The 24,540-nt window shown below is 67.3% G+C and carries 24 protein-coding genes and 1 other RNA gene; 11 read left to right on the forward strand and 14 right to left on the reverse strand.

Features of this window, described 5'->3' with window-relative positions:
* The first annotated feature begins 117 nt into the window (after positions 1 to 117).
* The gene (gene yhbY, locus C9J49_RS02050; protein ID WP_035592977.1) at positions 118 to 444 is read left to right on the forward strand and encodes a ribosome assembly RNA-binding protein YhbY; all 327 of its coding nucleotides are present in this window, start codon (positions 118 to 120) and stop codon (positions 442 to 444) included.
* A 193-nt stretch (positions 445 to 637) separates the two neighbouring features.
* On the opposite strand, the gene greA is transcribed toward yhbY, so the two are convergent.
* The 6 genes from greA to C9J49_RS02080 all read right to left on the reverse strand — a co-directional run bounded on the left by greA (position 638) and on the right by C9J49_RS02080 (position 7,932).
* Entirely contained in the window at positions 638 to 1,114 is a 477-nt protein-coding gene (greA, locus tag C9J49_RS02055; RefSeq protein ID WP_046079359.1) for a transcription elongation factor GreA, read from the reverse strand.
* The gene (gene carB, locus C9J49_RS02060) at positions 1,111 to 4,341 is read right to left on the reverse strand and encodes a carbamoyl-phosphate synthase large subunit (protein WP_046079358.1); all 3,231 of its coding nucleotides are present in this window, start codon (positions 4,339 to 4,341) and stop codon (positions 1,111 to 1,113) included. The genes greA and carB overlap by 4 nt, the downstream gene beginning before the upstream one ends.
* Before the next feature lie 48 nt (positions 4,342 to 4,389).
* Positions 4,390 to 5,535: a glutamine-hydrolyzing carbamoyl-phosphate synthase small subunit gene (carA, locus tag C9J49_RS02065; RefSeq protein WP_107180926.1), complete on the reverse strand. Its 1,146-nt coding sequence runs from the start codon at positions 5,533 to 5,535 to the stop codon at positions 4,390 to 4,392.
* 286 nt (positions 5,536 to 5,821) lie between these two features.
* Positions 5,822 to 6,628, reverse strand: a complete 807-nt coding sequence (dapB, locus tag C9J49_RS02070) for a 4-hydroxy-tetrahydrodipicolinate reductase (RefSeq protein WP_046079357.1) — start codon at positions 6,626 to 6,628, stop codon at positions 5,822 to 5,824.
* 72 nt (positions 6,629 to 6,700) lie between these two features.
* Positions 6,701 to 7,651, reverse strand: coding sequence for a DMT family transporter (locus tag C9J49_RS02075; protein WP_258393722.1), 951 nt, complete (start codon positions 7,649 to 7,651; stop codon positions 6,701 to 6,703).
* On the reverse strand, positions 7,651 to 7,932 hold the full coding sequence (locus tag C9J49_RS02080) for a DUF2218 domain-containing protein (RefSeq protein WP_046079355.1): 282 nt from the start codon (positions 7,930 to 7,932) through the stop codon (positions 7,651 to 7,653). Before C9J49_RS02080 ends, C9J49_RS02075 begins: the two co-directional genes overlap by 1 nt.
* 272 nt (positions 7,933 to 8,204) lie before the next feature.
* On the opposite strand from C9J49_RS02080, the gene C9J49_RS02085 reads away from it, so the two are divergent.
* Genes C9J49_RS02085 through C9J49_RS02095 form a run of 3 tightly spaced genes read left to right on the forward strand, consistent with a single transcriptional unit; the run spans position 8,205 to position 11,150 of the window.
* Positions 8,205 to 9,332: an ABC transporter substrate-binding protein gene (locus C9J49_RS02085; protein WP_046079354.1), complete on the forward strand. Its 1,128-nt coding sequence runs from the start codon at positions 8,205 to 8,207 to the stop codon at positions 9,330 to 9,332.
* Position 9,333: 1 nt separating this feature from the next.
* Positions 9,334 to 10,407, forward strand: coding sequence for an iron ABC transporter permease (locus tag C9J49_RS02090; protein ID WP_107180927.1), 1,074 nt, complete (start codon positions 9,334 to 9,336; stop codon positions 10,405 to 10,407).
* A complete protein-coding gene (locus tag C9J49_RS02095; RefSeq protein ID WP_046079352.1) occupies positions 10,401 to 11,150 on the forward strand; it encodes an ABC transporter ATP-binding protein in 750 nt (249 codons plus the stop codon). Before C9J49_RS02090 ends, C9J49_RS02095 begins: the two co-directional genes overlap by 7 nt.
* Here the strand turns inward: C9J49_RS02095 and C9J49_RS02100 are convergent.
* Positions 11,128 to 12,021 carry a DMT family transporter gene (locus C9J49_RS02100; protein WP_107180928.1) on the reverse strand — a complete coding sequence of 298 codons (894 nt, stop codon included), beginning with the start codon at positions 12,019 to 12,021 and terminating at the stop codon, positions 11,128 to 11,130. The genes C9J49_RS02095 and C9J49_RS02100 overlap by 23 nt on opposite strands.
* A gap of 199 nt (positions 12,022 to 12,220) precedes the next feature.
* Between C9J49_RS02100 and C9J49_RS02105 the strand changes: the two genes are divergently transcribed.
* Positions 12,221 to 13,153, forward strand: a complete 933-nt coding sequence (locus C9J49_RS02105) for an HNH endonuclease (protein ID WP_181454228.1) — start codon at positions 12,221 to 12,223, stop codon at positions 13,151 to 13,153.
* Positions 13,154 to 13,222: 69 nt separating this feature from the next.
* Here C9J49_RS02105 and dnaJ read toward each other — a convergent pair whose 3' ends face one another.
* The 3 genes from dnaJ to grpE all read right to left on the reverse strand — a co-directional run bounded on the left by dnaJ (position 13,223) and on the right by grpE (position 17,132).
* Positions 13,223 to 14,365: a molecular chaperone DnaJ gene (gene dnaJ, locus C9J49_RS02110; RefSeq protein ID WP_046079349.1), complete on the reverse strand. Its 1,143-nt coding sequence runs from the start codon at positions 14,363 to 14,365 to the stop codon at positions 13,223 to 13,225.
* 93 nt (positions 14,366 to 14,458) lie between these two features.
* Positions 14,459 to 16,387, reverse strand: a complete 1,929-nt coding sequence (dnaK, locus tag C9J49_RS02115; RefSeq protein WP_107180930.1) for a molecular chaperone DnaK — start codon at positions 16,385 to 16,387, stop codon at positions 14,459 to 14,461.
* Between the two features lie 121 nt (positions 16,388 to 16,508).
* The gene (gene grpE / locus C9J49_RS02120; RefSeq protein ID WP_035592963.1) at positions 16,509 to 17,132 is read right to left on the reverse strand and encodes a nucleotide exchange factor GrpE; all 624 of its coding nucleotides are present in this window, start codon (positions 17,130 to 17,132) and stop codon (positions 16,509 to 16,511) included.
* 233 nt (positions 17,133 to 17,365) lie between these two features.
* Between grpE and recN the strand changes: the two genes are divergently transcribed.
* Positions 17,366 to 19,039: a DNA repair protein RecN gene (gene recN, locus C9J49_RS02125; protein WP_107180931.1), complete on the forward strand. Its 1,674-nt coding sequence runs from the start codon at positions 17,366 to 17,368 to the stop codon at positions 19,037 to 19,039.
* Positions 19,040 to 19,140: 101 nt separating this feature from the next.
* Here recN and fur read toward each other — a convergent pair whose 3' ends face one another.
* The gene (fur, locus tag C9J49_RS02130) at positions 19,141 to 19,587 is read right to left on the reverse strand and encodes a ferric iron uptake transcriptional regulator (RefSeq protein WP_046079346.1); all 447 of its coding nucleotides are present in this window, start codon (positions 19,585 to 19,587) and stop codon (positions 19,141 to 19,143) included.
* A 72-nt stretch (positions 19,588 to 19,659) separates the two neighbouring features.
* On the opposite strand from fur, the gene C9J49_RS02135 reads away from it, so the two are divergent.
* Positions 19,660 to 20,082 carry an outer membrane protein assembly factor BamE gene (locus C9J49_RS02135; protein WP_046079345.1) on the forward strand — a complete coding sequence of 141 codons (423 nt, stop codon included), beginning with the start codon at positions 19,660 to 19,662 and terminating at the stop codon, positions 20,080 to 20,082.
* A gap of 12 nt (positions 20,083 to 20,094) precedes the next feature.
* Here the strand turns inward: C9J49_RS02135 and C9J49_RS02140 are convergent, their stop codons facing one another.
* Both C9J49_RS02140 and C9J49_RS02145 read right to left on the reverse strand, forming a co-directional pair.
* Entirely contained in the window at positions 20,095 to 20,394 is a 300-nt protein-coding gene (locus C9J49_RS02140; protein ID WP_046079344.1) for an RnfH family protein, read from the reverse strand.
* A 1-nt stretch (position 20,395) separates the two neighbouring features.
* Positions 20,396 to 20,839 carry a type II toxin-antitoxin system RatA family toxin gene (locus C9J49_RS02145; protein WP_046079343.1) on the reverse strand — a complete coding sequence of 148 codons (444 nt, stop codon included), beginning with the start codon at positions 20,837 to 20,839 and terminating at the stop codon, positions 20,396 to 20,398.
* 129 nt (positions 20,840 to 20,968) lie between these two features.
* On the opposite strand from C9J49_RS02145, the gene smpB reads away from it, so the two are divergent.
* The 3 genes from smpB (at position 20,969) to C9J49_RS02160 (ending at position 22,891) form a co-directional block, all read left to right on the forward strand.
* Positions 20,969 to 21,460 carry an SsrA-binding protein SmpB gene (gene smpB, locus C9J49_RS02150; RefSeq protein WP_035592957.1) on the forward strand — a complete coding sequence of 164 codons (492 nt, stop codon included), beginning with the start codon at positions 20,969 to 20,971 and terminating at the stop codon, positions 21,458 to 21,460.
* Between the two features lie 42 nt (positions 21,461 to 21,502).
* Positions 21,503 to 21,881: a transfer-messenger RNA gene (gene ssrA, locus C9J49_RS02155) on the forward strand.
* Positions 21,882 to 22,147: 266 nt separating this feature from the next.
* On the forward strand, positions 22,148 to 22,891 hold the full coding sequence (locus tag C9J49_RS02160; RefSeq protein ID WP_046079342.1) for a M15 family metallopeptidase: 744 nt from the start codon (positions 22,148 to 22,150) through the stop codon (positions 22,889 to 22,891).
* 90 nt (positions 22,892 to 22,981) lie between these two features.
* Here C9J49_RS02160 and gap read toward each other — a convergent pair whose 3' ends face one another.
* Complete coding sequence (gap, locus tag C9J49_RS02165; protein ID WP_107180932.1) at positions 22,982 to 23,986, reverse strand: type I glyceraldehyde-3-phosphate dehydrogenase; 1,005 nt, start codon at positions 23,984 to 23,986, stop codon at positions 22,982 to 22,984.
* A 369-nt stretch (positions 23,987 to 24,355) separates the two neighbouring features.
* On the opposite strand from gap, the gene C9J49_RS02170 reads away from it, so the two are divergent.
* Positions 24,356 to 24,540, forward strand: a 185-nt coding sequence (locus C9J49_RS02170) for a pyruvate kinase (RefSeq protein ID WP_258393723.1), incomplete at its 3' end; no start/stop codon positions are given.

The following is a 24,540-nucleotide window of genomic DNA, read 5'->3' on the forward strand; positions in this document are numbered from 1 at the left end:
GGGGAAGCTGACCTTGCGGGCCGGTCGAGGAGGCGGTGAGAGCCGGCCGCGCTTTCGCCGCGAGGCGATTCACCGTACCATGTGCGCTGCGCGCCAACCGGGAAGAAGCAAGATACCATGAGCTTGTCACAGGCACAAAAGAAAGCATTTCGCAGCATCGGCCACCATCTCGACCCCGTCGTCATGGTCTCCGAGAACGGCCTCAGCGAGGGCGTGCTCGCCGAACTCGACCGGGCGCTGACCGACCACGAACTGGTCAAGGTCAAGCTGGCGCTGGCCGAGCGCGAGGACCGCGCCGCCGTGCTGGAGGCCCTGGTCGCCGAGAGCGGCGCCGAGCTGGTGCAGAAGATCGGCAAGGTCGCCCTCTTCTACCGCCACAACCCCAAGGTCAATCCGAAGCTGTCCAACATCAAGCGCTTCGAGGAGCACCACGGCCGGCGCTAAGGTGGCCAAGCGGCCAAGCGGCCAAGCGGCCAAGCGGCCAAGCGGCCAAGCGGCCAAGAATAGCTAACGGCCGCCCAACGAGAAGCCCCGCCGACGAGAGTCAGCGGGGCTTCTTTTTTTATGCCGATTTACCGCCTCTACACCAGCCGCCCGTCACCGAGCGGCCTGACGCTTGCAGCTTGACGCTCGGCGCTTACAGGTGCTCGACGCTGGAAATCTCGTACTCGACGTCGCCGCCGGGGGTACGCACCAGCACCACCTCACCCTCTTCCTTGCCGATCAGGGCACGGGCGATGGGCGAGGTCACGGAGATCTGGCCTTCCTTGATGTTGGCCTCGTCCTCGCCGACGATGCGGTAGGTCACCTCTTCGTCGGTATCGAGGTTCATCAGCTCCACGGTCACCCCGAAGATCACCTTGCCGGTCTTGGGCAGCTTGGTGACATCAATGACCTGTGCGTTGGACAGCTTGCCTTCGATCTCCTGGATACGCCCCTCGATGAAGCCCTGCTGTTCGCGGGCCGCATGATACTCGGCGTTCTCCTTGAGGTCGCCGTGCTCGCGCGCCTCGGCGATGGCCGCGATCACGTTCGGACGGGCCTCGCTCTTGAGGTGATCGAGCTCGTCGCGAAGGCGCTGCTCACCGACGACGGTCATCGGGACCTTGTTCATTGACTGACTCCTGCATGCTGTTCCTGTAGCCGCCGCACGGTGATGGCATTGCCGTACTCGAGCGCCAGACAAACGGCCTTGGCCCCTGCCAGGGTGGTGGCATAGGGAACCTTGCGGGCGAGGGCGGTGCGACGGATCACCGAGGAATCATTGATGGCCTGACGGCCCTCGGTGGTATTGACGATGTAGGCGACCTCGTCGTTCTTGAGCAGATCGACGATGTGCGGACGACCCTCGTAGACCTTGTTCACGATCTCCACGGGCAGATCGGCCGCCTGAAGGGCCGCCGCCGTACCACGGGTCGCACAGAGGGTGAAGCCCAATGTTAACAGAGAACGGGCCACCTCGATAACACCCGCCTTGTCGGGCTCGCGCACGGACAGGAACGCCTTGCGCTCGCCTTCCAGCGACGGAATCGCCTCGCCGGCCCCCAGCTGCGCCTTGTAGAAGGCCTCGGCGAAGGTCTCGCCGGAACCCATCACCTCGCCGGTGGACTTCATCTCCGGCGACAGGATCGGGTCGACGCCCGGGAACTTGTTGAACGGGAAGACCGCTTCCTTGACGCTGTAGGTCGTCGGCACGATCTCGGCCACGAAGCCCTGGTCGGCCAGGCTGATGCCGGCCATGCAGCGCGCCGCCACCTGGGCCAGCGAGGTGCCGATGCACTTGGAGACGAAGGGCACGGTGCGCGAGGCGCGCGGGTTGACCTCGATGACGTAGATCTCGCCGTCCTGCCAGGCCAGCTGCACGTTCATCAGGCCGTTGACGCCGAGCTCCACCGCCATGCGCTTGACCTGGTCGCGCATCTCGTCCTGCACGTCGGCCGGCAGCGAGTACGGCGGCAGCGCACAGGCGGAGTCGCCGGAGTGCACGCCGGCCTGCTCGATGTGCTGCATGATGCCGCCGATCACCACCTGCTGGCCGTCGGAAACGGCGTCGATGTCGACCTCGATGGCGGCGTTGAGGAAGTGGTCCAGCAGCACCGGCGAGTCGTTGGAGACCTTGACCGCGTGGGTCATGTAGTTCTCCAGCTCGGAGGCATCGTAGACGATCTCCATGGCCCGGCCGCCGAGCACGTAGCTCGGGCGCACCACCAGCGGATAGCCGATCGCCTCGGCCTTGGCGAAGGCCTCGTCGAAGCTGCGCGCGGTGGCGTTGGGCGGCTGCTTGAGGCCCAGCTTGTCGATCATGGTCTGGAAGCGCTCGCGGTCCTCGGCGCGGTCGATGGCGTCCGGGGTGGTGCCGATGATCGGCACGCCGGCGGCCTCGAGCTCGCGGGCCAGCTTGAGCGGGGTCTGACCGCCGAACTGCACGATCACGCCGGCCGGCTGTTCCTTGTCGGCGATCTCCAGCACGTCCTCCAGGGTCACCGGCTCGAAGTAGAGGCGGTCGGAGGTGTCGTAGTCGGTGGAGACGGTCTCCGGGTTGCAGTTGACCATGATGGTCTCGTAGCCGTCGTCGCGCATGGCCAGCGCGGCGTGGACGCAGCAGTAGTCGAACTCGATGCCCTGGCCGATGCGATTCGGACCGCCGCCGAGCACCATGATCTTCTGCTTGTCGCTGACCTCGGCCTCGCACTCCTCCTCGTAGGTGGAGTACATGTAGGCGGTGTCGGAGGCGAACTCGGCCGCGCAGGTGTCGACCCGCTTGTAGACCGGGCGGATGCCGGCCTTCTGCCGAGTCTTGCGGAACTCCTTCTCGGCCACGCCGAGCAGCGCCGCCAGGCGGGCGTCGGAGAAGCCCTTGCGCTTGAGCTGCCACAGGTCACGGGCGCTCAGCTCGGAGAGCGAGCGCCTGGCCAGGGCCTGCTCGGTCAGGATCAGATCCTCGAGCTGGACCAGGAACCAGCGGTCGATGTTGGTCAGCGCGAACACGTCCTCGACGCTCATGCCGCTGCGCATGGCATCGGCGACGTAGAAGATGCGGTCGGCGCCGGCGGCCTGCAGCTCGCCCTTGATCTGCGCCATCGCCTCGTCGGTGAAGCGGGTGATCTTCGGGTCGAGGCCGTCGTTGCCGGTCTCCATGCCGCGCAGCGCCTTCTGCAGCGACTCCTGGAAGGTACGGCCGATCGCCATCACCTCGCCCACCGACTTCATCTGGGTGGTCAGACGGTCGTTGGCCTGGGGGAACTTCTCGAAGGTGAAGCGCGGAATCTTGGTCACGACGTAGTCGATGGACGGCTCGAAGGACGCCGGGGTGCGACCGCCGGTGATGTCGTTCTGCAGCTCGTCCAGGGTGTAGCCGACGGCCAGCTTGGCGGCGATCTTGGCGATCGGGAAGCCGGTGGCCTTGGAGGCCAGCGCCGAGGAGCGCGACACCCGCGGGTTCATCTCGATGACCACCACGCGGCCGGTCTTCGGGTCGACGCCGAACTGGACGTTGGAACCGCCGGTCTCGACGCCGATCTCGCGCAACACCGCCAGGGAGGCGTCGCGCATGTTCTGGTATTCCTTGTCGGTCAGCGTCTGGGCCGGGGCCACGGTGATGGAGTCACCGGTGTGCACGCCCATGGGATCGAAGTTCTCGATCGCGCAGACGATGATGCAGTTGTCGTTCTTGTCGCGAACGACCTCCATCTCGTATTCCTTCCAACCCAGCAGCGACTCGTCGATCAGCAGCTCGTGGTTGTTGGAGAGCTCGAAACCGCGGGTGCAGATCTCCTCGAACTCTTCCTTGTTGTAGGCCACGCCGCCGCCGGAGCCACCCATGGTGTAGGACGGGCGGATGATGACCGGGAAGCCCAGCTCGCCCTGGATGCCCCAGGCCTCGTCCATGGTGTGGGCGACCTTGGCCTTGGGGCACTCCAGGCCGATGCGCTTCATGGCCTGGTCGAACAGGTCGCGGTCCTCGGCCATGTTGATGGCGTCGGCGTTGGCGCCGATCATCTCCACGCCGTGCTTGGCGAGCACGCCGTGCTTGTCCAGGTCGAGAGCGCAGTTGAGCGCGGTCTGGCCACCCATGGTCGGCAGCACGGCATCGGGCTGCTCGGCCTCGATGATCTTCTCCACCGCCTGCCAGGTGATCGGCTCGATGTAGGTGGCGTCGGCCATCACCGGGTCGGTCATGATGGTGGCCGGGTTGGAGTTGACCAGGATGACCCGGTAACCCTCTTCGCGCAGGGCCTTGCAGGCCTGGGCGCCGGAATAGTCGAACTCGCAGGCCTGGCCGATGACGATGGGGCCGGCGCCGATGATCAGGATGCTCTGGATGTCGGTACGTTTTGGCATGGTGCTTCCCGCAAAAAAGGTGACGGACGAGGGGCGACGATCGGACGGTTAGCGCTTGGCCTTCATCATCTCGATGAAGCGATCGAACAGCGGCGCGACGTCGCGCGGCCCCGGGCTCGCCTCCGGGTGGCCCTGGAAGCTGAAGGCCGGACGGTCGGTGCGCTCGATGCCCTGCAGGGTGCCGTCGAACAGCGAGCGATGGGTCGCGCGCAGGGTCTCGGGCAGGGACGCCTCGTCCGCGGCGAAGCCGTGGTTCTGGCTGGTGATCATCACGTGGCCGGTATCGAGATCCTGGACCGGATGGTTGGCACCGTGGTGGCCGAACTTCATCTTCTCGGACGTCGCGCCACTGGCCAGCGCCAGCAGCTGGTGGCCGAGGCAGATGCCGAAGATCGGCAGCTCGGTCTCGAGCAGCTCGCGGATGGCGGCGATGGCATACTCGCAGGGCTCGGGGTCGCCCGGGCCGTTGGAGAGGAAGACGCCGTCCGGATTCAGCGCCATGACCTCGCTGGCCGGGGTCTGGGCCGGCACCACGGTCAGGCGGCAGCCGCGGGACGCCAGCATGCGCAGGATGTTGCGCTTAACGCCGTAGTCGTAGGCGACCACGTGGAAGGGACGCTCGGCCTCGGCGGCATCGGCGTAGCCGGCGCCCAGGGCCCACTCGCCCTCGCTCCACTCGTAGGCGGACTGGCAGGACACCACCTTGGCCAGGTCCATGCCCTTGAGGCCCGGGAAGGCGTTGGCCGCGGCCAGGGCGCGCGCCTCAGCGTCCTCGCCCTCGGCGTCCGCGCCGGCCAGGATGGCACCGTTCTGGGCACCCTTGTCGCGCAGGATGCGGGTCAGGCGGCGAGTGTCGATGTCGGCGATGCCCAGCACGTTCTGGATGACCAGGTAGTCGGAGAGCGACTGTTCGGAGCGGAAGTTGCTGGCCAGCAGCGGCAGGTCGCGGATCACCAGGCCGGCGGCGGCGATGGCACCGGATTCGACGTCTTCGGCGTTGATGCCGGTGTTGCCGATGTGAGGATAGGTCAGGGTGACGATCTGACGGGTATAGGAGGGGTCGGTGAGAATTTCCTGATAGCCGGTCATGGCCGTATTGAACACCACCTCACCGCTGGTTTGTCCATCGGCGCCGATGGCGGTGCCATGAAACACACTGCCATCTTCCAAGGCCAGTATCGCGGGTTTGTTCAATGCAACGTCCTCCCATATGTTCACAGACGACTTCAAGAGACAGCTCGTCAAGGATAGGCTCGGCAGGCACCCGACGGGTAAAACGCCCCACCGCCCTTCGGCCCGTAAAAAAGCGGGACGAAACCCGACATGGAAGACCGGTTTCATCCCGCTTGTTGTCATTCGCTCGGAATGCTGGGCCGACGCAACAAGCGCTTGCGCGGCGAAGGGCCGTCGCCCGGCCAAAATTTGGGGGATTTTAAAGCATCCGAGCCCGCTCGACTACCCCCTCACGCATACCGATGGCTCAATTCAGGCCGATGACGTCCTGCATGTCGTAGCGCCCGGCCGGACGCTCGCTCACCCAGCGCGCCGCGCGCACCGCGCCCTTGGCGAAGGTCATGCGGCTGGAGGCCTTGTGGGTGATCTCGATGCGCTCGCCCTCGGTGGCGAACATCACGGTGTGCTCGCCGACGATGTCGCCGGCGCGCACGGTGGCGAAGCCGATCTCCTTGTCGGTGCGCGGCCCGCACTGGCCGACGCGCTCGAACACACCGTATTCCTTCAGCGGACGCGCCAGGGCATCGGCCATCACCTCGCCCATCTTCAGCGCGGTACCGGAGGGCGCGTCGACCTTGTGGCGGTGGTGGGATTCGATCACCTCGATGTCATAGCCCTCGTCGCCCAGCGCCCTGGCGGCGGTCTCGAGCAGCTTGAGGGTCAGGTTCACGCCGACGCTCATGTTGGGCGCGAAGACCATCGGCACGCGGTCGCGGTAGCCGTCCAGCTCGGCCAGCTCGTCGTCGGACAGGCCGGTGGTGCCGATCACGATGCGCTTGCCGTGCTCGGCGCAGATCGCCAGGTTGGAAAGCGTCACCTGCGGCGTGGTGAAGTCGATCAGCACGTCGACGTCGTCGACGATCTGCGCCAGGGAATCGACCGCGGCGACCCCCAGCTTGCCCTGACCGGACAGCTCGCCGAGATCGGCGCCGACCAGCGAGCTGCCCGGCTCGACGATGCCGCCGGCCAGGGTGGCTTCGGCATCCTGCTGCACGGCGTTGACCAGGGTGCGGCCCATGCGGCCGGCGACACCGACGATGGCGATACGGGTCATGCGGAGACTCCTGACATTGGCGGATCGAAAGATGGCCGGGAGTATATCAGAGCCCCGAGGGAGACCGCGCCGTCAGCCGCGACGCTCGCCACCCTCGGCCGCGCCAGCGTGGCCGTCATCGGCGCCTTCCTCGCCGCCGGCCAGCAGCAGGCCGATGGCCAGCACCACCAGGGCACTGCCCGGCAGCCAGACCCAGTCGAGCCGCGACGGCGTCTCAACGAACAGCCACAGCATCGAGACGAAGGGCACCAGATAGCCGTAGGCGGTAATGCTGGCCGGGCCGAGCACCGCCGTGGCGCGCTGCATCAGCCAGAAGGTCAAGGCGCTGGAGCCGAGCCCCAGATAGACGATCAGCAGGGCGTCGCGCCCGCTCATGGTGGCGAGCCTGGCCACCGGCTCCACGACGATCCCCAGCGCTCCGACCAGCACGCCGCCCAGCGCCAGGCTCCAGAAGGTGCGCACCGCCGCCGAGGCGGGCAGGTGCCCGGCGACCAGGCCGCGACGCGACAGCACCGGATACAGCGCCGAGCACAGGCAGCCGAGGAAGAACACCGCCTCGCCGGAGCCGAAGCGCCACTGGCCGCCGCGCTGCCAGGCCTCGGCGCCGGCCAGCCCCAGGGCCCCGAGCGCGCCCAGCGCAAGGATCGCCGGCAGCCGCCAGGCCAGCCGTTCCACGCCGACCGCCAGCCCCATGCCATAGGCCAGCAGCGGCACGCTGACGTAGAGCGTGGACATGGACAGCGCCGTGGCGTGATGGGCGGCCCAGAACATCGCGCCAAAGAACCCCGCCAGGCACGCCCCCATGGCGACGAGCCACGGCCAGGCGCACCGCGCGGGCCGGCGCTCGGGGGAGCGGTGCACCAGTGCCCACAGCCCCAGGCAGGCGATGGCGAAGCGCAGCGCGGTCAGCGACAGTGGCGGCAGCTCGCCGAGCCGCCCCACGATGGGAAAGGAAAGCCCCACCAGCAGCGCCCAGGCCAGCATGCCGAGGTGGGCGCGGCGGACCGGGGCACGGGCGGCCATCAGTTCTCCCAGACGATCTCCAGCGGCTCCTTGCCGGCCATGCGTTCGAGATGGCTCGCCACCACGCCCTCGAGCCGGTCCAGCGCCTCTTCGTCCAGGGCCTCGATGGCCACGTGCAGCTTGCCCGGCTCGCTGGTCATCAGGCAGCTGCCCGCCTCGAAGGTCACGCGCCCCTTGCCCTCTTCCTGCTCGACTTCCAGCTTGTGGGCCCAGTGCTTGCACAGTCGGTTGATCAGCTTGTCGCCGGACTCGGTGGCGATATCGGCTCGTGAAATCGGCATCTCTGCCCTCCGCGTTCCAGAGTGGATAGGCCTCCAGCCTATGACGTGGGCACCCTCGCGCGCCAGTCCCTATCCGGCAACCTCATGTTCGCCACTGCGGTACCCGAGGGCCGCCCGCCGGGGCGGAACGCGACGTTCCGCCTGTCTCGACGCCGCCGAGAGATGCGGGCATACTGGCCATCGCCTGCGAATAGGAATGATACGTAACCACCAGCAGGCAGCACCGGCGCCCCTCGCGCATTCCGACACACGAAACGAGCCCGATACCGCCCATGTCCAGCCCCTTGCTGAAAGCCGTCGCCGGCACGGCCATCGCCCTCGGTTCCACGGCTGCCCTGGCCGAGGAAATCACCGTGACCGACGTCGCCGGTCGTGAGGTCACCGTCGACGCCCCCGTGGATCGCGTGATCCTTGGCGAGGGGCGTCAGATCTACCTGCTGGGCGCGCTGCAGCCGGAGAACCCGTTCGAGCACGTGGTGGGCTGGCGCGAGGACTTCTCCCAGGCCGATCCGGACAACTACGCCAGCTACGCGGCGAAGTTCCCCGAACTGGAAGACATCCCGACCTTCGGCGGCTTCAAGGACGGCACCTTCGACGTCGAACAGGCCGCCGCGCTGCAGCCCGACGTGGTGCTGATGAACCTCGAGGCCAGGACCGCCACCGAGGATGCCGCCTACGACGACAAGCTCGCCCGGCTGGGCATCCCGATCGTCTACGTGGACTTCCGCGAAGATCCGCTCGCACACACCACGCCCTCGATGCGACTGATGGGCGAGCTGCTGGGCGAGGAAGACGCCGCCGAGGCCTTCATCGACTTCTCCGAGGCACAGATGGCGCGGGTCACCGAGACCATTGCCGCCGCCGAGCCGGAACGCCCGCGGGTGCTGATCGACCGCGCCGGCGGCTACTCCGAGGAGTGCTGCATGAGCTTCGGCCCGGGCAACTTCGGCGAGTACGTCGAGCTCGCCGGCGGCAGCAACATCGCCGACGGCATCATCCCCAACACCTTCGGCACCCTGAACCCGGAACAGATCATCGCCGCCGACCCGCAGCAGGTGGTGGTGACCGGGGGCAACTGGGACGCCTACGTGCCCGGCGGCGCCTGGGTGGGCGTGGGCCCCGGCGCCGACATGGAGGCCGCCCGGGCCAAGCTCCAGGGGCTGACCGAGCGCACCGCCATGACCGGCATCGAGGCCGTGGAGAACGATGACTTCCACGCCATCTGGCACCAGTTCTACAACAGCCCCTACTACTTCGTCGCCGTGCAGCGGCTGGCCAAGTGGTTCCACCCCGAGCTGTTCGCCGATCTCGACCCCGAGGCGACGCTGCAGGAACTGCATGAACGCTTCCTGCCGGTGGACTACGCCCCGGGCTACTGGGTCTCGCTGAAGGATGACTGACATGTCGGCCAGCGCACCGTCCGCCGCCCCCTCCGCCGAGGAGGGGCGAGACTTCTATCGCGCCCTGGTGGTCCGCCGCCAGCTGATTCTCGCCGCCCTGACCCTGGCGCTGTTCCTGAGCCTGTGCGTCGACCTGGCCCTGGGGCCGGCCCGCTTCGGCCTCGGCGAGGTGATTACCGCGCTGTTCTCCCCGGATGACGTCGGCCAGCAGGCCCGCGTCATCCTGTGGGAGATCCGCATGCCGGTGGCGCTGATGGCGCTGGTGGTCGGCGCCAGCCTGTCCGTGGCCGGCGCCCAGATGCAGACCATCCTCAGCAACCCGCTGGCCAGCCCCTTCACGCTCGGTATCTCTGCCGGCGCCAGCTTCGGCGCCGCCCTGGCGCTGGCCTTCGGCGTGGTGATCGTGCCCGCGGCGGTCGACTACATGGTGCCGATCAACGCCTTCGTCATGGCCATGCTGACCGCCTTCGCGATCCATGCCCTGAGCATGCGGCGCGGCGTGACCATCGAGACCATCGTGCTGCTGGGCATCGCCATGGTCTTCATCTTCAACGCCCTGATGGCGCTGATCCAGTTCTTCGCCAGCCAGCAGGCCGTCTCCGCGGTGGTGTTCTGGACCATGGGCAGCCTGACCAAGGCCACCTGGCCCAAGCTGTGGATCGCACTCGGCGTACTGGCCGTGGTGATGCCGCTGCTGGCGCGCCATGGCTGGGCGCTGACCGCCATGCGCCTGGGCGACGCCAAGGCCGAGAGCCTGGGCGTGAAGCCCCGCGCACTGCGCCTCGAGGTGCTGGTGCTGGTCTCGCTGCTGGCCGCCATCGCCGTGGCCTTCGTCGGCACCATCGGCTTCATCGGCCTGGTCGGGCCGCACATCGCCCGCCTGCTGCTGGGCGAGGATCAGCGCTTCTTCCTGCCCGGCGCGGCGCTGTGCGGCGCGCTGATCCTGTCCATCGGCTCGGTGCTGTCGAAGGTGCTGATCCCCGGGACCGTCATCCCGATCGGCATCATCACCTCGCTGGTCGGCATCCCCTTCTTCCTGTTCCTCGTTCTCAGCAACAAGAAGGCCTCATGGTAACGCTCACCCTCGACGGGCTGTCGGCCCGCTACGGCCGCCGCCGCATTCTCTCCGAGATCACCACCCCACCCCTCGAGGGCGGCCAGGTGGTGGCCGTGCTCGGCCCCAACGCCGCGGGCAAGTCGACCCTCTTCCGGCGCATCTTCGGGCTGCTCGACGGCGGCGGCACGGTGCGCATCGAGGGCGCCACCCGCGAGCGCCCGGTGGCCTACATGCCGCAGGACACCGGCGTCAATGCGGTGCTGACGGTCTACGAGTCGGTGCTGCTGGCGCGCATGCAGGGCCGGCGCCTGAACGTGAAGCCCGAGGACCTGGCCGAGGTGGATCGCGCCCTGGACGCGCTGGGCATCGCCGCGCTCGGCGAGCGTGACATCGGCGACCTGAGCGGCGGCCAGCGGCAGATGGTGGGCGCGGCCCAGGCGCTGGTACAGAACCCGGAGGTGCTGCTGCTCGACGAGCCGACCTCGGCGCTGGACCTGCATCGCCAGATCCAGCTGCTGTCGATCCTGCGCCGGCTGGCGAAGGAGCGCGGCATGCTGGTGATCGCCGCCCTGCACGATCTGGGCCACGCGCTGCGCTTCACCGACCAGGCGATGGTGCTCAAGCACGGCGAGCTGATCACCTGCGGCCCCACCGAGGAGGTGGTGACCCCCGAGCTGCTGCATCGCGTCTATCAGGTGACCGCGCGCATCGAACGCTGCTCGAGGGGCCAGCCTCAGCTCATTGTCGAAGAGGCCGTGTGAGGCGACGCCCTTCCAGCGCCGCCAGGGCCGCCCCGCCCAGCACCAGGGGCAGGGCCACCAGGAAGCCGCTTGACGGCGCCAGGCCGAAGATCGCCAGGTCGGCCAGCACCGGCCAGACCAGCGCCACGTACTCGAAGGGCGCCAGGCGCGAGACCTCGGCATAGCGCAGCGCCAGGGTCATGCAGATATGCGCGGCCCCGCCGAACAGCCCCGCCAGCACCAGCAGCGCCAGCGTCTGTCCCGACACCGCCACCCAGCCCAGCGGCAGGGTGGCGAGCCCCGCCAGCGCCGTGACCAGCACGAAATAGAAGGCGATGGACGCCGCCGTCTCGGTGCGCGAGATGCGCCGCACCGTCACCAGCGCCCCCGCCGTCAGCAGCGCGGCCAGCACGCCCAGGCCGTAGCCCATCACCTGCCCGCGGGACTCGCCCAGGTCGGGCACCACCAGCGCCGCCACCCCCGCCAGCACCAGCGCGAAGGCCGCCGCCCGGTGGAGGGTGAAACGCTCACCCAGCAGCAGCACGCCCCCCACCGCCATGGCCACCGGCGACAGCTGGGCCAGCAGCGTCGCCTCGGCCACCGGCAGCCGCGCCACCGCGGCGAAGGAGGCGAACATCGCCGCCGCCCCCAGCCCCGAGCGCACCAGATGCCCCAGCGGCTTGCGCGTCACCAGGGCCCGAGGAAACTCACGCCGCCAGGTCATGAAGATCATGATCGGCAGCAGCGCGAAGGCCGAGCGGAAGAACACGGTCTGGCCCAGCGGCACCGCATCGCTCACCGCCTTGACGCACACCATCATGCCCGTGAAAAGAATGCCCGACATCAGTCGAAGCACGATGCCGGCCAGCGGCCGATCCGTGGCGTTATCCATGAGCGCCCCTGTGAGTGATTGGATCGGTCGGGCCCGGCGATCACCGCGCCCGGAATAGCCCCACATGGTACACCGTCGACGGGAATGATTCCCATCTGAAAGCTGGCATTTTTCACCTCTCCTCCGGAAAGCGGCATGACAGCCATCGCCTGTGCGCGATACGTTGTCCGCTCTCATGACGATCGGAAAGGCAGCGCACATGGACGAGCGACTCGAATGCCTCAAGCGCCTGCGAACGAGCAGCCCCTTCCACAAGCCCGGCCTCATGATGGCTATCATTTGCGAGATTCAGGCAGGGCACATCACATCACCCCGAGTCGATCTCGACGATCGCCTGCTGGCGCGCTACCACGATATCTACGAAACCCTGAAGGGTGAGAGAAGCAACGCGAGTCCCTGGCTGCCGCTGTGGCACCTCAGCAGCGACAAGGGGCCATCGGGGCCGCTATGGACACCCGATTATTCCCCCGAGATCGCACCGCTGGCGAGACAACTGGGGCAACCGAAATCGCTGAACCAGCTGTTCGAACGCTTTTCCTCCGCACGCCTGGACGCCGAACTGTTCGAATCACTACAAGCCCCCGGCACGGCAGAAACGGCCTGCCAGTTGATCGCCCACCACCATCTCGCGCTGGAACCGGATGCCCTCGGCCGACTACAGAAATATCTTCGCGTCGCCCTCGCCAGCGGCGCATACGAGCGACAGCCGGATCGAATGCTCGGCAGCGTCGAGGAAGCAAGCCAGCAGCAATATGCCCGTTCCGCGGCTTTTCGCGCCCTGGTGCTGGAGACCTATGACTATCGATGCGCGGCCACCCGATTGCGTTACATCACGCCGGACTACCGCTATCTGGTGGAGGCCGCCCACCTAATTCCCTTTTCCGTCAGCCAGGACGACCGCCCCGTGAACGGCCTGGCCCTGACACCCAACCTGCACTGGGCCATGGACAATCATCTGATCGCGCCGGGGCCGGACAAGCGCTGGCACGTCAGTCCCGTCATCGACGCCCTGGTGCCGGACAATCGCTGGCTGTGCGAACTGGATAACGCACCTCTTTCCATGCCACGGGACGAACAGCGCCATCCCTCTCCCGAGGCGCTCGCCTGGCGACTGGCACAGCTGCAGCGCTGAGCCAGACACGACGAGGCCCCGCCTCCCTGAGGAGCGCGGGGCCTCGAGCGTGCCACCGAGGTTGTCGCCTTACGGCTTCATGTCCTCGAAGAACTTCTTCACGCCGTCGAAGAAGCTGGTCTTCTTCGGCGAGTGATGGCTGTTGCTGCCTTCCAGGCTGTCCTGGAACTGGCGCAGCAGGTCCTTCTGCTCCTCGCTGAGCTTGACCGGGGTCTCGACGACCACCTTGCACAGCAGGTCGCCGGCGGGGCCGCCGCGGACCGGCTTGACGCCCTTGCCCTTGAGCCGGAACAGCTTACCGGTCTGGGTCTCGGGCGGAATCTTCAGCTTGACCCGGCCGTCCAGGGTCGGCACCTCGAGTTCGCCGCCCAGGGAGGCGTCGACGAAGTTGATCGGCACCTCGCACTGCAGGTGGCGGCCGTCGCGCTCGAAGATCGGGTGCGGCTTGATGGCCACCTGCACGTAGAGGTCGCCGGCCGGCCCGCCGTTGAGCCCGGCCTCGCCTTCGCCGTTCAAGCGGATGCGATCGCCGGTGTCGACGCCCGCCGGGATCTTCACCGACAGGGTGCGGGTCTCGCGCACGCGACCCTCGCCGTGACAGCCGTGGCACGGCACCTTGATGTGCTGGCCGCTGCCGTGACAGGTCGGGCAGGTCTGCTGCACGGCGAAGAAGCCCTGCTGCATGCGCACCTGACCCATGCCGTTACAGGTCGGGCAGGTCTCCTTGGTGGAGCCCGGCTCGGCGCCGTCGCCGTCGCAGCGCTCGCACTCGACGTGACGCGGCACGCGGATGTCGACGCTGGTGCCGGCCACCGCGTCCTCGAGGTCGAGCTCGAGGTTGTAGCGCAGGTCGCTGCCACGCTGCGGGGCGTTGGGATGACGCCGGGCGCCGCCCCCGCCGAAGATGTCGCCGAAGACATCGCCGAAGATGTCGCTGAAGCCGCCGGCTCCCGCGCCGCCGAAGCCGCCGCCACCGCCGGCCTGGCCGTCGACGCCGGCATGGCCGAACTGGTCGTAGGCCGCGCGCTTCTCGCTGTCGGTCAGGACCTCATAGGCTTCCGAGACCTCGCGGAATTTCTCCGCCGAGGTCTCGTCGTCCGGATTGCGATCCGGATGGTATTTCTGGGCCAGGCGTCGATAGGCCTTCTTGATCTCTTTCTGATCGGCCCCACGCTCGACGCCCAGTACCTCGTAGTAATCACGCTTGGACATGAGTCTGTCCGCCTCCGTCGCGACGCTGCTGCGGAAACACCAACGCGGGAGTCTGGCCCCCGCGCTGGCGTCACCCGATGTCAGGCGTCGTGGTTACTGCTTCTTCTGGTCGTCGTTGACTTCCTCGTACTCGGCGTCGACCACGTCGTCTTCCTGCTTGGCACCGGCCTCGCCGGCGGCGTCGGCGCCCTGGGCGGCCTCGCCCTGCTCGGCGTACATCTTCTGCGCCAGGTTGCCGGAGGCCTCGGTCAGCTTGTCGAGCTTGGCCTGAATGTCTTCCTGGTCGTCGCCCTTGACCGCTTCCTCGAGCTCGGAGGCGGCGCTCTCGATGGCCTGCTTCTCCTCGTCGGTGGCCTTGTCGCCGGCTTCCTCGAGGGTCTTGCGAGCGGCGTGGATCATGCCGTCGGCCTGGTTGCGCAGCTGCACCAGTTCCTCGAACTTCTTGTCCTCGTCGGCGTGGGCCTCGGCGTCCTGGACCATCTGGTCGATCTCTTCGTCGGACAGGCCGCTGGAGGCCTTGATGACGATCGACTGTTCCTTGCCGGTGGCCTTGTCCTTGGCGGACACGTTGAGGATGCCGTTGGCGTCCAGGTCGAAGGCGACCTCGATCTGCGGCACGCCGCGCGGCGCCGGCGGAATGTCGGCCAAGTCGAAGCGGCCGAGCGACTTGTTGCCGCTGGACTGCTTGCGCTCACCCTGCAGCACGTGGATGGTCACGGCCGTCTGGTTGTCATCCGCGGTCGAGAAGGTCTGGGTCTTCTTGGTCGGGATGGTGGTGTTCTTCTCGATCAGCGGGGTCATCACGCCGCCGAGGGTCTCGATGCCGAGCGTCAGCGGGGTGACGTCGAGCAGCAGCACGTCCTTGACGTCGCCGCCCAGCACGCCGCCCTGGATCGCGGCGCCCACGGCCACGGCCTCGTCCGGGTTGACGTCCTTGCGGGCGTCCTTGCCGAAGAACTCGGCGACCTTGGACTGGACCATCGGCATGCGGGTCTGGCCGCCGACCAGGATGACGTCGTCGATCTCGGAGGCGGACAGGCCGGCGTCGGCCAGTGCGGTCTTGCAGGGCGACAGCGAACGGGTCACCAGGTCTTCCACCAGCGACTCCAGCTTGGCCCGGGTCACCTTCACGTTGAGGTGCTTGGGACCGGTGTTGTCGGCGGTGATGTACGGCAGGTTGACCTCGGTCTGCTGCGCGCTGGACAGCTCGATCTTGGCCTTCTCGGCGGCTTCCTTGAGGCGCTGCATGGCGAGGTTGTCGCCGGACAGGTCGATGCCGCTGTCGGCCTTGAACTGGTCGACCAGATAGTTGATCAGCGCCAGGTCGAAGTCCTCACCGCCCAGGAAGGTGTCGCCGTTGGTGGCCAGCACCTCGAACTGGGTCTCGCCGTCGACGTCGGCCACTTCGATGATGGAGATATCGAAGGTGCCGCCACCCAGGTCGTAGACCGCGATAGTCTTGTCGCCGCGGGCCTTGTCCATGCCGTAGGCCAGCGCGGCCGCGGTCGGCTCGTTGATGATGCGCTTGACCTCGAGACCGGCGATGCGGCCGGCGTCCTTGGTGGCCTGGCGCTGGCTGTCGTTGAAGTAGGCCGGCACGGTGATGACCGCTTCGGTCACGGACTCGCCGAGGTAGTCTTCGGCGGTCTTCTTCATCTTCTTCAGCACTTCGGCGCTGACCTGCGGCGGCGCCAGCTTGCTGCCCTTGACCTCGACCCAGGCGTCACCGTTGTCGGCCTCGGCGATGGTGTAGGGCACCATCTTGATGTCCTTCTGGACCACGTCGTCGGCGAAGCGGCGACCGATCAGACGCTTGATGGCGAACAGGGTGTTCTGCGGGTTGGTCACTGCCTGGCGCTTGGCCGCCTGACCCACCAGCGTCTCGCCGTCGTCGGTATAGGCGATGATGGACGGGGTCGTGCGTGCGCCTTCGGCGTTCTCGATCACCTTGGGGCTGTCGCCGTCGAGCACGGCCACGCAAGAGTTGGTGGTCCCCAGGTCAATACCGATGATGCGTCCCATAGGAAATCCTCGAAATTTTGCTGTTACGTGATTCGTTCGTTCGCGGCGTTTACCGCGGGATGCTGTCTATCTGGGGGCCCTCGACGCCATTTCAAGGGCCTCGCGCCGATTTCGCCTCGGCTTATTCGGCGGCCTGGCTGACCACCACCATCGCCGGGCGCACCAGGCGACCGTTGAGCAGGTAGCCCTTCTGCATCACGTCCATCACGGTGTTGGGCTCGAGCTCGGGGTTCGGCACCATGGCCATGGCCTCGTGGTACTGCGGGTCGAAGGGCTCGCCGGACGGCTCGACCTGCTCGACGCCGAACTTGTTGAGCACGTCGATCTGCATCTTCAGGGTCATGGAGACGCCCTCGCGGTGCGCCTCGGTGGCGTCCTCGCCCATGGCCTCGAGCGCCTTCTCCAGGCTGTCGACCACCGGCAGCAGCTCCTTGACGAACTTCTCCAGCGCGAACTTGCGCGCCTTCTCGGCCTCCTGCTCGGCGCGGCGGCGCACGTTCTGGGCCTCGGCGGCGGTGCGCATCGACTGGTCCTTGGCCTCGTCCAGGGCCTGCTCGAGCTCCTCGACCTTGGCCGCCAGCATCTCGGCCTCCGGGTTGTCGGAGGCCGCCTCGGCGCCCTCTTCGGCGGCCTCGGCGGCACCTTCCAGCTCGCCCTCGACGGGCTCCGGCTCGACCTGGGTGTCGGCCTCGTCCTGCTGGCGTGCCAGCTCGTCGTCCAGCGGGGTCTGCGGATCTTTGGCCATGCGTCTCTCCTGAAATGCCGGCCGGCGGCAGCGCCGCCAGCGAGACTGATATGTCGGTGAAAAAAGCCGTTGCCAGCTATATGGGGCTGGCCGCGTCGATCTCAAGGGACGCGAGTCGCGGGAATCGGGCCGTGCGTTGTTCCTCCGGCTGAACTACTGTATAAACGCACAAGCCAGTGGATGAATAACCAGTAGTTTCGCCAGTCGTTCCGAAACCGGCCCCGGGAGGCATCATGCTGACAGAGCTCGCCATTCGTGACTTCGCCATCGTCGACCATCTGGAGCTCGAGCTCGGCGGCGGCATGACCGCCATCACCGGCGAGACCGGGGCCGGCAAGTCGATCCTGCTCGGCGCCCTGGGGCTGTGCCTCGGCGAGCGCGCCGATGCCGGCAGCGTGCGCCACGGCGCCGAGCGTGCCGACCTCAGCGCGCGCTTCGACATCGCCGCTCTGCCCGCCGCCCGCGAATGGCTGGCCGGCCGCGAGCTGCCCGAGGACGACTGCCTGCTGCGCCGCGTGGTGACCCGGGGCGGGCGCTCCAAGACCTGGATCAACGGCCAGCCCGCCACCGTCGCCGACCTCAAGGCGCTGGGCGGTCACCTGATCGAGATCCACGGCCAGCACGCCCACCAGGCGCTGCTCGGCGAAGAGACCCACCTGCGCCTGCTCGACGAATTCGCCGGCCACGACGACGCCGTGACCGCCCTCGCCGAGACCTTCCGCGAGTGGCGCGAGGCGAAGCGCCGTCTCAAGCGGCTGGCTGAGGACGGCGACGAGCTGCGCGCCCGCCGCCAGCTGCTGCGCTACCAGGTCGAGGAGCTCGACCAGCTGGCGCTGGCCGAAGACGAGCTTTCCGGCCTGGAGGCCGAACAGGAGGAGCTGGCCCACGCCGAGGAGCGCCTGCGCGAGGCCCAGTTCGCCGCCACCTGCTGCGACGGCGAGGAGGGCGGCGCCCTGCCGCTGCTGCAGCAGGCGGTGAATCATCTGTCCGCACTGCCCGGCAGCGACCGCGGCGCCCTGGCCGAGGCGCTGACGATGCTCGGCGACGCCTGCATCCAGGTCGAGGAAGCCGGGCGCGAACTCAACCATTTCGCCGCCGGCGTCGAACTCGACCCCGAACGCCTGGCCTGGGTCGAAGAGCGCCTCGCCGAGGTCCACCGCATCGCCCGCAAGCACCACATCTCGCCCGAGGAACTGGTCGCCCTGCACCAGCGGCTGGCCGCCGAGCTGGCCGAGCTGGAAGACGGCGGCGACGATCTGGAGGCGCTCGCCGCCGAGGTCGACACCCTGGAGACCCACTGGCGCCAACAGGCCGAGGACGTGAGCGCCAGCCGCCGCGACGCCGCCGCACGCTTCGGCACCGCCGTGCAGGACCAGCTGGCCTTCCTGGCCATGGGCAAGGCCCGCTTCGAGGTCGAGGTCAGCGAGCGCGATGCCCCGGCACCGGAGGGGCTCGACCGGGTGCGCTTTTTGATCAGCGCCAACCCTGGTCAGCCGGCCCGCCCGCTGGCCAAGGTGGCCTCCGGCGGCGAGCTGTCCCGCGTCAGCCTGGCCATCCAGGTGGTGGCGGCCCAGCATTCCACCATCCCCAGCCTGGTGTTCGACGAGGTCGACGTCGGCGTGTCCGGCGCCACCGCCGAGATCGTCGGCCAGCTGCTGCGCCGGCTGGGCGGCAATGGCCAGGTGATGACCGTGACCCACCTGCCCCAGGTGGCGGCCCAGGCCCACCAGCACCTGCACATCGCCAAGCAAGCCGAGGATGACACCACCCTGACCCGCATGGCGCTGCTCGACGAGGCCGGTCGCGTCGGCGAGCTGGCGCGCATGCTCGGCGGCATGACACTGACCGACCAGACCCTGGCCCACGCCCGGGAGATGCTCGACGCCAGCCAGCGCGCCCGCCACTAGAGCCACAGCGCTCGCCGTCACGTCATTCTTCCCATCAACGAAAACGGCCCCGATCCAGTGGATCGGGGCCGTTCGCTGTTCGGCGGTGCTCGTGCCGGGGCTTACTTCTTCAGGTTGAGTTCCTGACGGGTCGCCTTGGAGCCCTTCGGGCGTACGTAGAGCACCAGCGCATGATCGACGAGCTCGTAGCCGTGCTCCTCGGCGATCTCCTGCTGGCGGCGCTCGATGGTCTCGTCGAAGAATTCGACGATCTCCCCGCTGTCCAGGCACACCATGTGGTCGTGGTGCTCTTCCTGGGTCAGCTCGAAGACCGCGTGGCCGCCATCGAAGTTGTGGCGGGTCACCAGGCCGGCGGACTCGAACTGAGTCAGCACCCGATAGACGGTCGCGAGCCCCACGTCCTCACCCGCGTCCAGCAGCGTCTTGTAGACGTCTTCTGCGCTCAGGTGATGCTGATTGGTGGCATTCTCGAGGATATGCAGGATCTTGACGCGCGGCAGGGTCACTTTGAGACCGGCCTTGCGCAGTTCATGGTTCTGGTCGGCCATGGTTGCTCTTCGCAGTATCGGGTAGGGTCGGTTATGATCGACCGAAACCACGATAGTGAAGAACGGCCGCAAATGCAAAAGCTGAGCAGAATTGTCACCCTTTCCGTCGCCCTGACGCTGATCAGCGGCTGCAGCTACTTCGGCGTCTACAAGCGCGACCTGGCCCAGGGCAACCTGGTGACCCCGGCGATGACCGAACAGCTGCACGCCGGCATGACACGCCAGCAGGTCATCGATCTGATGGGCAGCCCGCTGCTCGAGGCACCCTTCGATGCCAACCAGTGGGACTACGTCTATCGCCTGGACAAGGCCTACGGCGACGTCGAGCAGCGCCGTCTGACGCTGACCTTCCAGGGCAACCGCCTGGCCTCCGTCGAGCACGAAGGCGACTTCTCCCGGCCGCCGGCGTTGATCTCCAAGCAGGGCATCGGCCCCGCTGGCGAGACCGACGGCTCGCGCGGCAACCTCTTCAACGTGGTGCCGAACGAGGAATAGACGAGGAAGACCTCAGGAAGAACGCGATGCGCGGGCGGCCCTGGCCGCCCGCGCCGCCTTGGGGTCGAGCTCGAGCGGGCGGTAGACTTCCACTCGGTCGCCATCCTCGAGCGCACGGGTCTCGGGATCGCGCAGCGCCTTACCGAAGATGCCGAGATCGGCCTCGCGGAAGGTCTCGGCCGGCACCTCGGGAAAGAGCGTCTCGAGCCCGGCCCAGGCCACCGCCTCGCGGGCCGTGGTGCCCTCGGGCACCGTCAGCTCGACGATGCGCTGGCGTTGCGGCAGGGCGAAGGCCACCTCGACACGCGGCATCTCAGTACCTCCCTCGGCCGTAGAGCTCGTCGGCACGACGGGTGAAGGAGTCCACCAGCTGGCCCGCCACCTGCTGGAAGAGCTTGCCGAAGGCCATGCCCAGCAGGCGGTTGGCGAACTCGAACTCCATCTCCAGGCTGACCTTGCAGGCGCCATCGCCCATGGGCAGGAACTGCCAGCGGCCGCGCAGCCGCTTGAAGGGCCCATCGACCAGCGACAGCTCGATGCGATCGGGCTCGTGCAGGTCGTTGCGGGTAGTGAAGCTCTGCTCGATGCCGGCACGCCCCAGGGTCATCTCGCCGACCAGATGGACCTCATCCCGTTCGATCAGCCGCGCCCGGCGACAACCCGGCAGGAACTCCGGGTAGCGCTCGAAATCGTTGACCAGATCGAACATCTCCTGGGGGGTGTGCCGCACCAGGGCGGACCGATTGACCGTTGGCATTGACCTCTCCGCTGACTTCAAGGGGCCCAGGGCGTATCATGAGCGGTTATTTCGGCCTTGAATGGTATCACGCTTCCCCCCATATCGGAGGGGGCAGGCCGCCACCGGCAAGCACAGACACGAGGTTCCATGGCCAGCAAGAAAGGTAAAGGCAAGGGTCCCGGCAGCAACGCCATCGCGCTGAACAAGAAGGCGCGTTTCGAGTACCACATCAACGAGACCTTCGAGGCCGGCCTGTCGCTGGCCGGCTGGGAGGTCAAGAGCCTGCGCGCCGGCAAGGCGCAGCTCACCGACACCTACATTCTGGTCAAGAACGGCGAAGCCTGGCTGCTGGGCAGCCACATCACGCCGCTCAACACCGCCAGCACGCATGAGGTGGCCGACCCGACCCGCACGCGCAAGCTGCTGCTGCACAAGAAGGAGATCGCCCGGATCTTCTCGCGCACCCAGGACAAGGGACACACCTGTGTGCCGCTCAAGCTGTACTGGAAGGGCAACAAGGTGAAGTGCGAGCTGGCGCTGGTCTCGGGCAAGAAGCTGCACGACAAGCGAGCCACGGAGAAGGACCGTGACTGGCAGCGTCAGAAGGGCCGTATCATGCGCGAACAAAACCGCGCCTGAGGTGTCATAAGTTCGGCCATCCTGATAAGATGGCGACGTTTTGGGGGCGACATGGCTTCGACGCCGATGACAACCCCTGAGGTGCATGCCGAGAGCGTGATGTATCTCGTAAATCCAACATCACGATTAAATAGTCGCAAACGACGACAACTACGCTCAGGGCGCGCTGGCAGCTTAAACGCCGCTAGCTTCTAGTCCTACCCGGCGGTGATGTGCCCATTCATCACCAAAGGGCACGAGCTCAGATTGATGGGATCGCGGTTGGCCTTGTCCTCGCGTCAACCGTTAAATCTTAGAGGAATCGCGTTTCTGGATCCTGCCCGTCGGAGCCAGCGACGTTAAATCAAATGACGGAACTAAGCATGTAGAGCCGATGGGCGAGTGTCGGCGGACGCGGGTTCGATTCCCGCCGCCTCCACCAACACCAGAAAAGAGCCACCCTATCCGGGTGGCTTTTTTCGTTTGGGCGCTCTATCGAGCACCGCCGACGCCGTGTCGGCCCTCTCTCGACAACCCGGGCTCGATCCCCACCGCCTCTACTAAGCTCAGAGAAAGCCCCCAGCGCGACTGGCCTTTTTCGTTTGGGCACACCCAGCGCTGACGGGATATCACGTATAGTACCTAGCTTGCCTGGGGCGTGACCCGCTGCGATATGATGAGTCCTCCACCGCCGGACGCGAGCCCCGCATGGCCGACCATCTTCCGCCCATCCCCGAATGCCCCGAACCCGACTGGGCCGCCGTCGAGCGCCGACCGATCCTCGAATGCGACGAGCCGCTGGTGCCGGTCAGCCTGGCGCCCGCGCCGCTTCGTGCCTATCCCGTCTACGCCCGGCTCGGCATTCCCGGCGCCGTCCACGAATGCTACGTGCGCGAGGGCGTCTATCGCCGGCTGCTGGCGGTGGCCCGCGCCCTGCCCGAGGGGCTCAGCCTGCTGGTGCTGGACGGCTGGCGGCCCTGGCGGGTGCAGCAGTACCTCTTCGACACGCTGCAGGAGACGATTCAGGCACGCCATCCGGAGCTCGATGCCGAGGCCCTGGCGGCGCGCACCCGGGAATTCGTCGCCCTGCCGAGCCAGTCGCCGGAGGCGCCGAGCCCGCACCTGACCGGCGGCGCCGTGGATGTCACCCTGTGCGATGCCGACGGCCTGCCGCTGGACATGGGCACGCTGTTCGACGAGGCCGTGCCGGCCTCGCACAGCGCCGCCCTGGAACGCCGGGACGCGCCCGACGATGCCCAACGCCGTGCCCGCGACCATCGCCGCCTGCTGTATCACGCCATGGCCGCCGAGGGTTTCACCAACCTGCCGAGTGAGTGGTGGCACTTCGACCTCGGCGACCCGCTGTGGGCCCACTACGGCGACCATCCCGCCGCCCGCTACGGCCCCACCCGACCGATGACGCTGGAGAGCCGCTGGCGGCGCGGCGTCTAGCGCGACCTCATTTTCTCATGGCCAGACACGGCGACGCCGGGCCACTCGCGTGGCCCGGCGTCGCTCGGTTCGGCGCTTCTGCTGGAGGAATCAGGCCGTGGCGTGCATCGCCAGGGCGGTATCCAGCATGCGGTTGGAGAAGCCCCACTCGTTGTCGTACCAGGCCATGACCTTCACCAGGCGACCGTTGGTCACGCGGGTGTGGTTGCTGTCGAAGGTGGAGGAGTTGGCGTCATGGTTGAAATCGATGGACACCAGCGGCTGGGCGTTGACCGCCAGCACCGGCGACGCCTGGGCCGCCTCGGCGACGATGGCGTTGATCTCTTCCCTGGTGGTGTCGCGACCCGCGGTGAAGGTCAGGTCCACCAGCGAGACGTTGATCACCGGCACGCGCACCGCCAGGCCGTCGAGCTTGCCATCCAGCTCCGGCAGCACCAGCCCCACCGCCGCGGCGGCACCGGTCTTGGTCGGAATCATGGAGTGCGTGGCGCTGCGGGCCCGGTAGGGGTCCGTGTGGTAGACGTCGGACAGGTTCTGGTCGTTGGTGTAGGCGTGCACCGTGGTCATCAGGCCGTTCTCGATGCCCACCGTCTCGTTCAGCACCTTGGCCACCGGGGCCAGGCAGTTGGTGGTGCAGGAGGCGTTGGACACCACCTTGTGCTCGGCGGTCAGCACGTCCTCGTTGACGCCGAAGACCACGGTGGCATCGGCGTCCGGGCTCGGCGCGGACACCAGCACGCGGCCGGCGCCGGCCTCGAGGTGCTTGCCGGCATCGGCACGCTTGGTGAACAGGCCGGTGCACTCCATCACCAGGTCCACGCCCAGGCGCTCCCAGGGCAGCTGGGCCGGGTCGCGCTCGGAGCGGATCTCGATGCGATCGCCGTCGACCGTCAGGCTGCTCTCGTCGTGGGAGACCTCGAACGGGAAGTGGCCGTGCACGGTGTCGTGGCGCAGCAGATGGGCGTTGAGGGCCGGATCGCCCAGGTCGTTGATGGCGACGACCTGCACCCGGTCGCGATAGCCACCCTCGTACAGGGCACGAAACACGTTGCGACCGATACGACCGAAACCGTTGATGGCGATCTTGAGCGTCATGGCGTGATCCTCTCGAAACCAGTTGCCGACTTGTCAGGTGGGAGCGTGTCGAACCAGGGCAGGCGGCGGGCAGAGGCGCCTGCCGTCTCGTGGGCGGCTCGAAGGCTCGTCATGCCTCCAATGTGGATCAGGATGACGCCCGAGACAAGTTGTTTTTAGTAATTTTACAACACAGACCCCCTCGCCACCCCTACGCCCCCCGGTTAGAATCGCGAAACCAAAGGGTTTCAATGAAGAAAGCCGCAACACGGCGCCTCGGGCTCGACTTTCGTCGCGGACGCTTTGTTTCGTAATATCACCACTACTACGCTATCTTGACCCTTTCACTTCTCGCCTCGCCGCAACGGCCGCGCCCACAGGAGAACCGGCATGTCTGATCGCCCCACCCCCCTCCGCCGCACCAAGATCGTCGCCACCCTCGGCCCCGCCAGCGACCGGGAGGGCGTGCTGGAGCAGATGATCGCCGCCGGCGTCGACGTGGTGCGCCTCAACTTCTCCCACGGCGCCGCCGACGACCACCGCCGCCCTTTGAGTGCGGGGCGCGAGATCGCCGC

Source organism: Halomonas sp. SL1 (genome assembly GCF_003030865.2).
GTDB classification, from domain to species: Bacteria; Pseudomonadota; Gammaproteobacteria; order Pseudomonadales; family Halomonadaceae; genus Halomonas; species Halomonas halophila.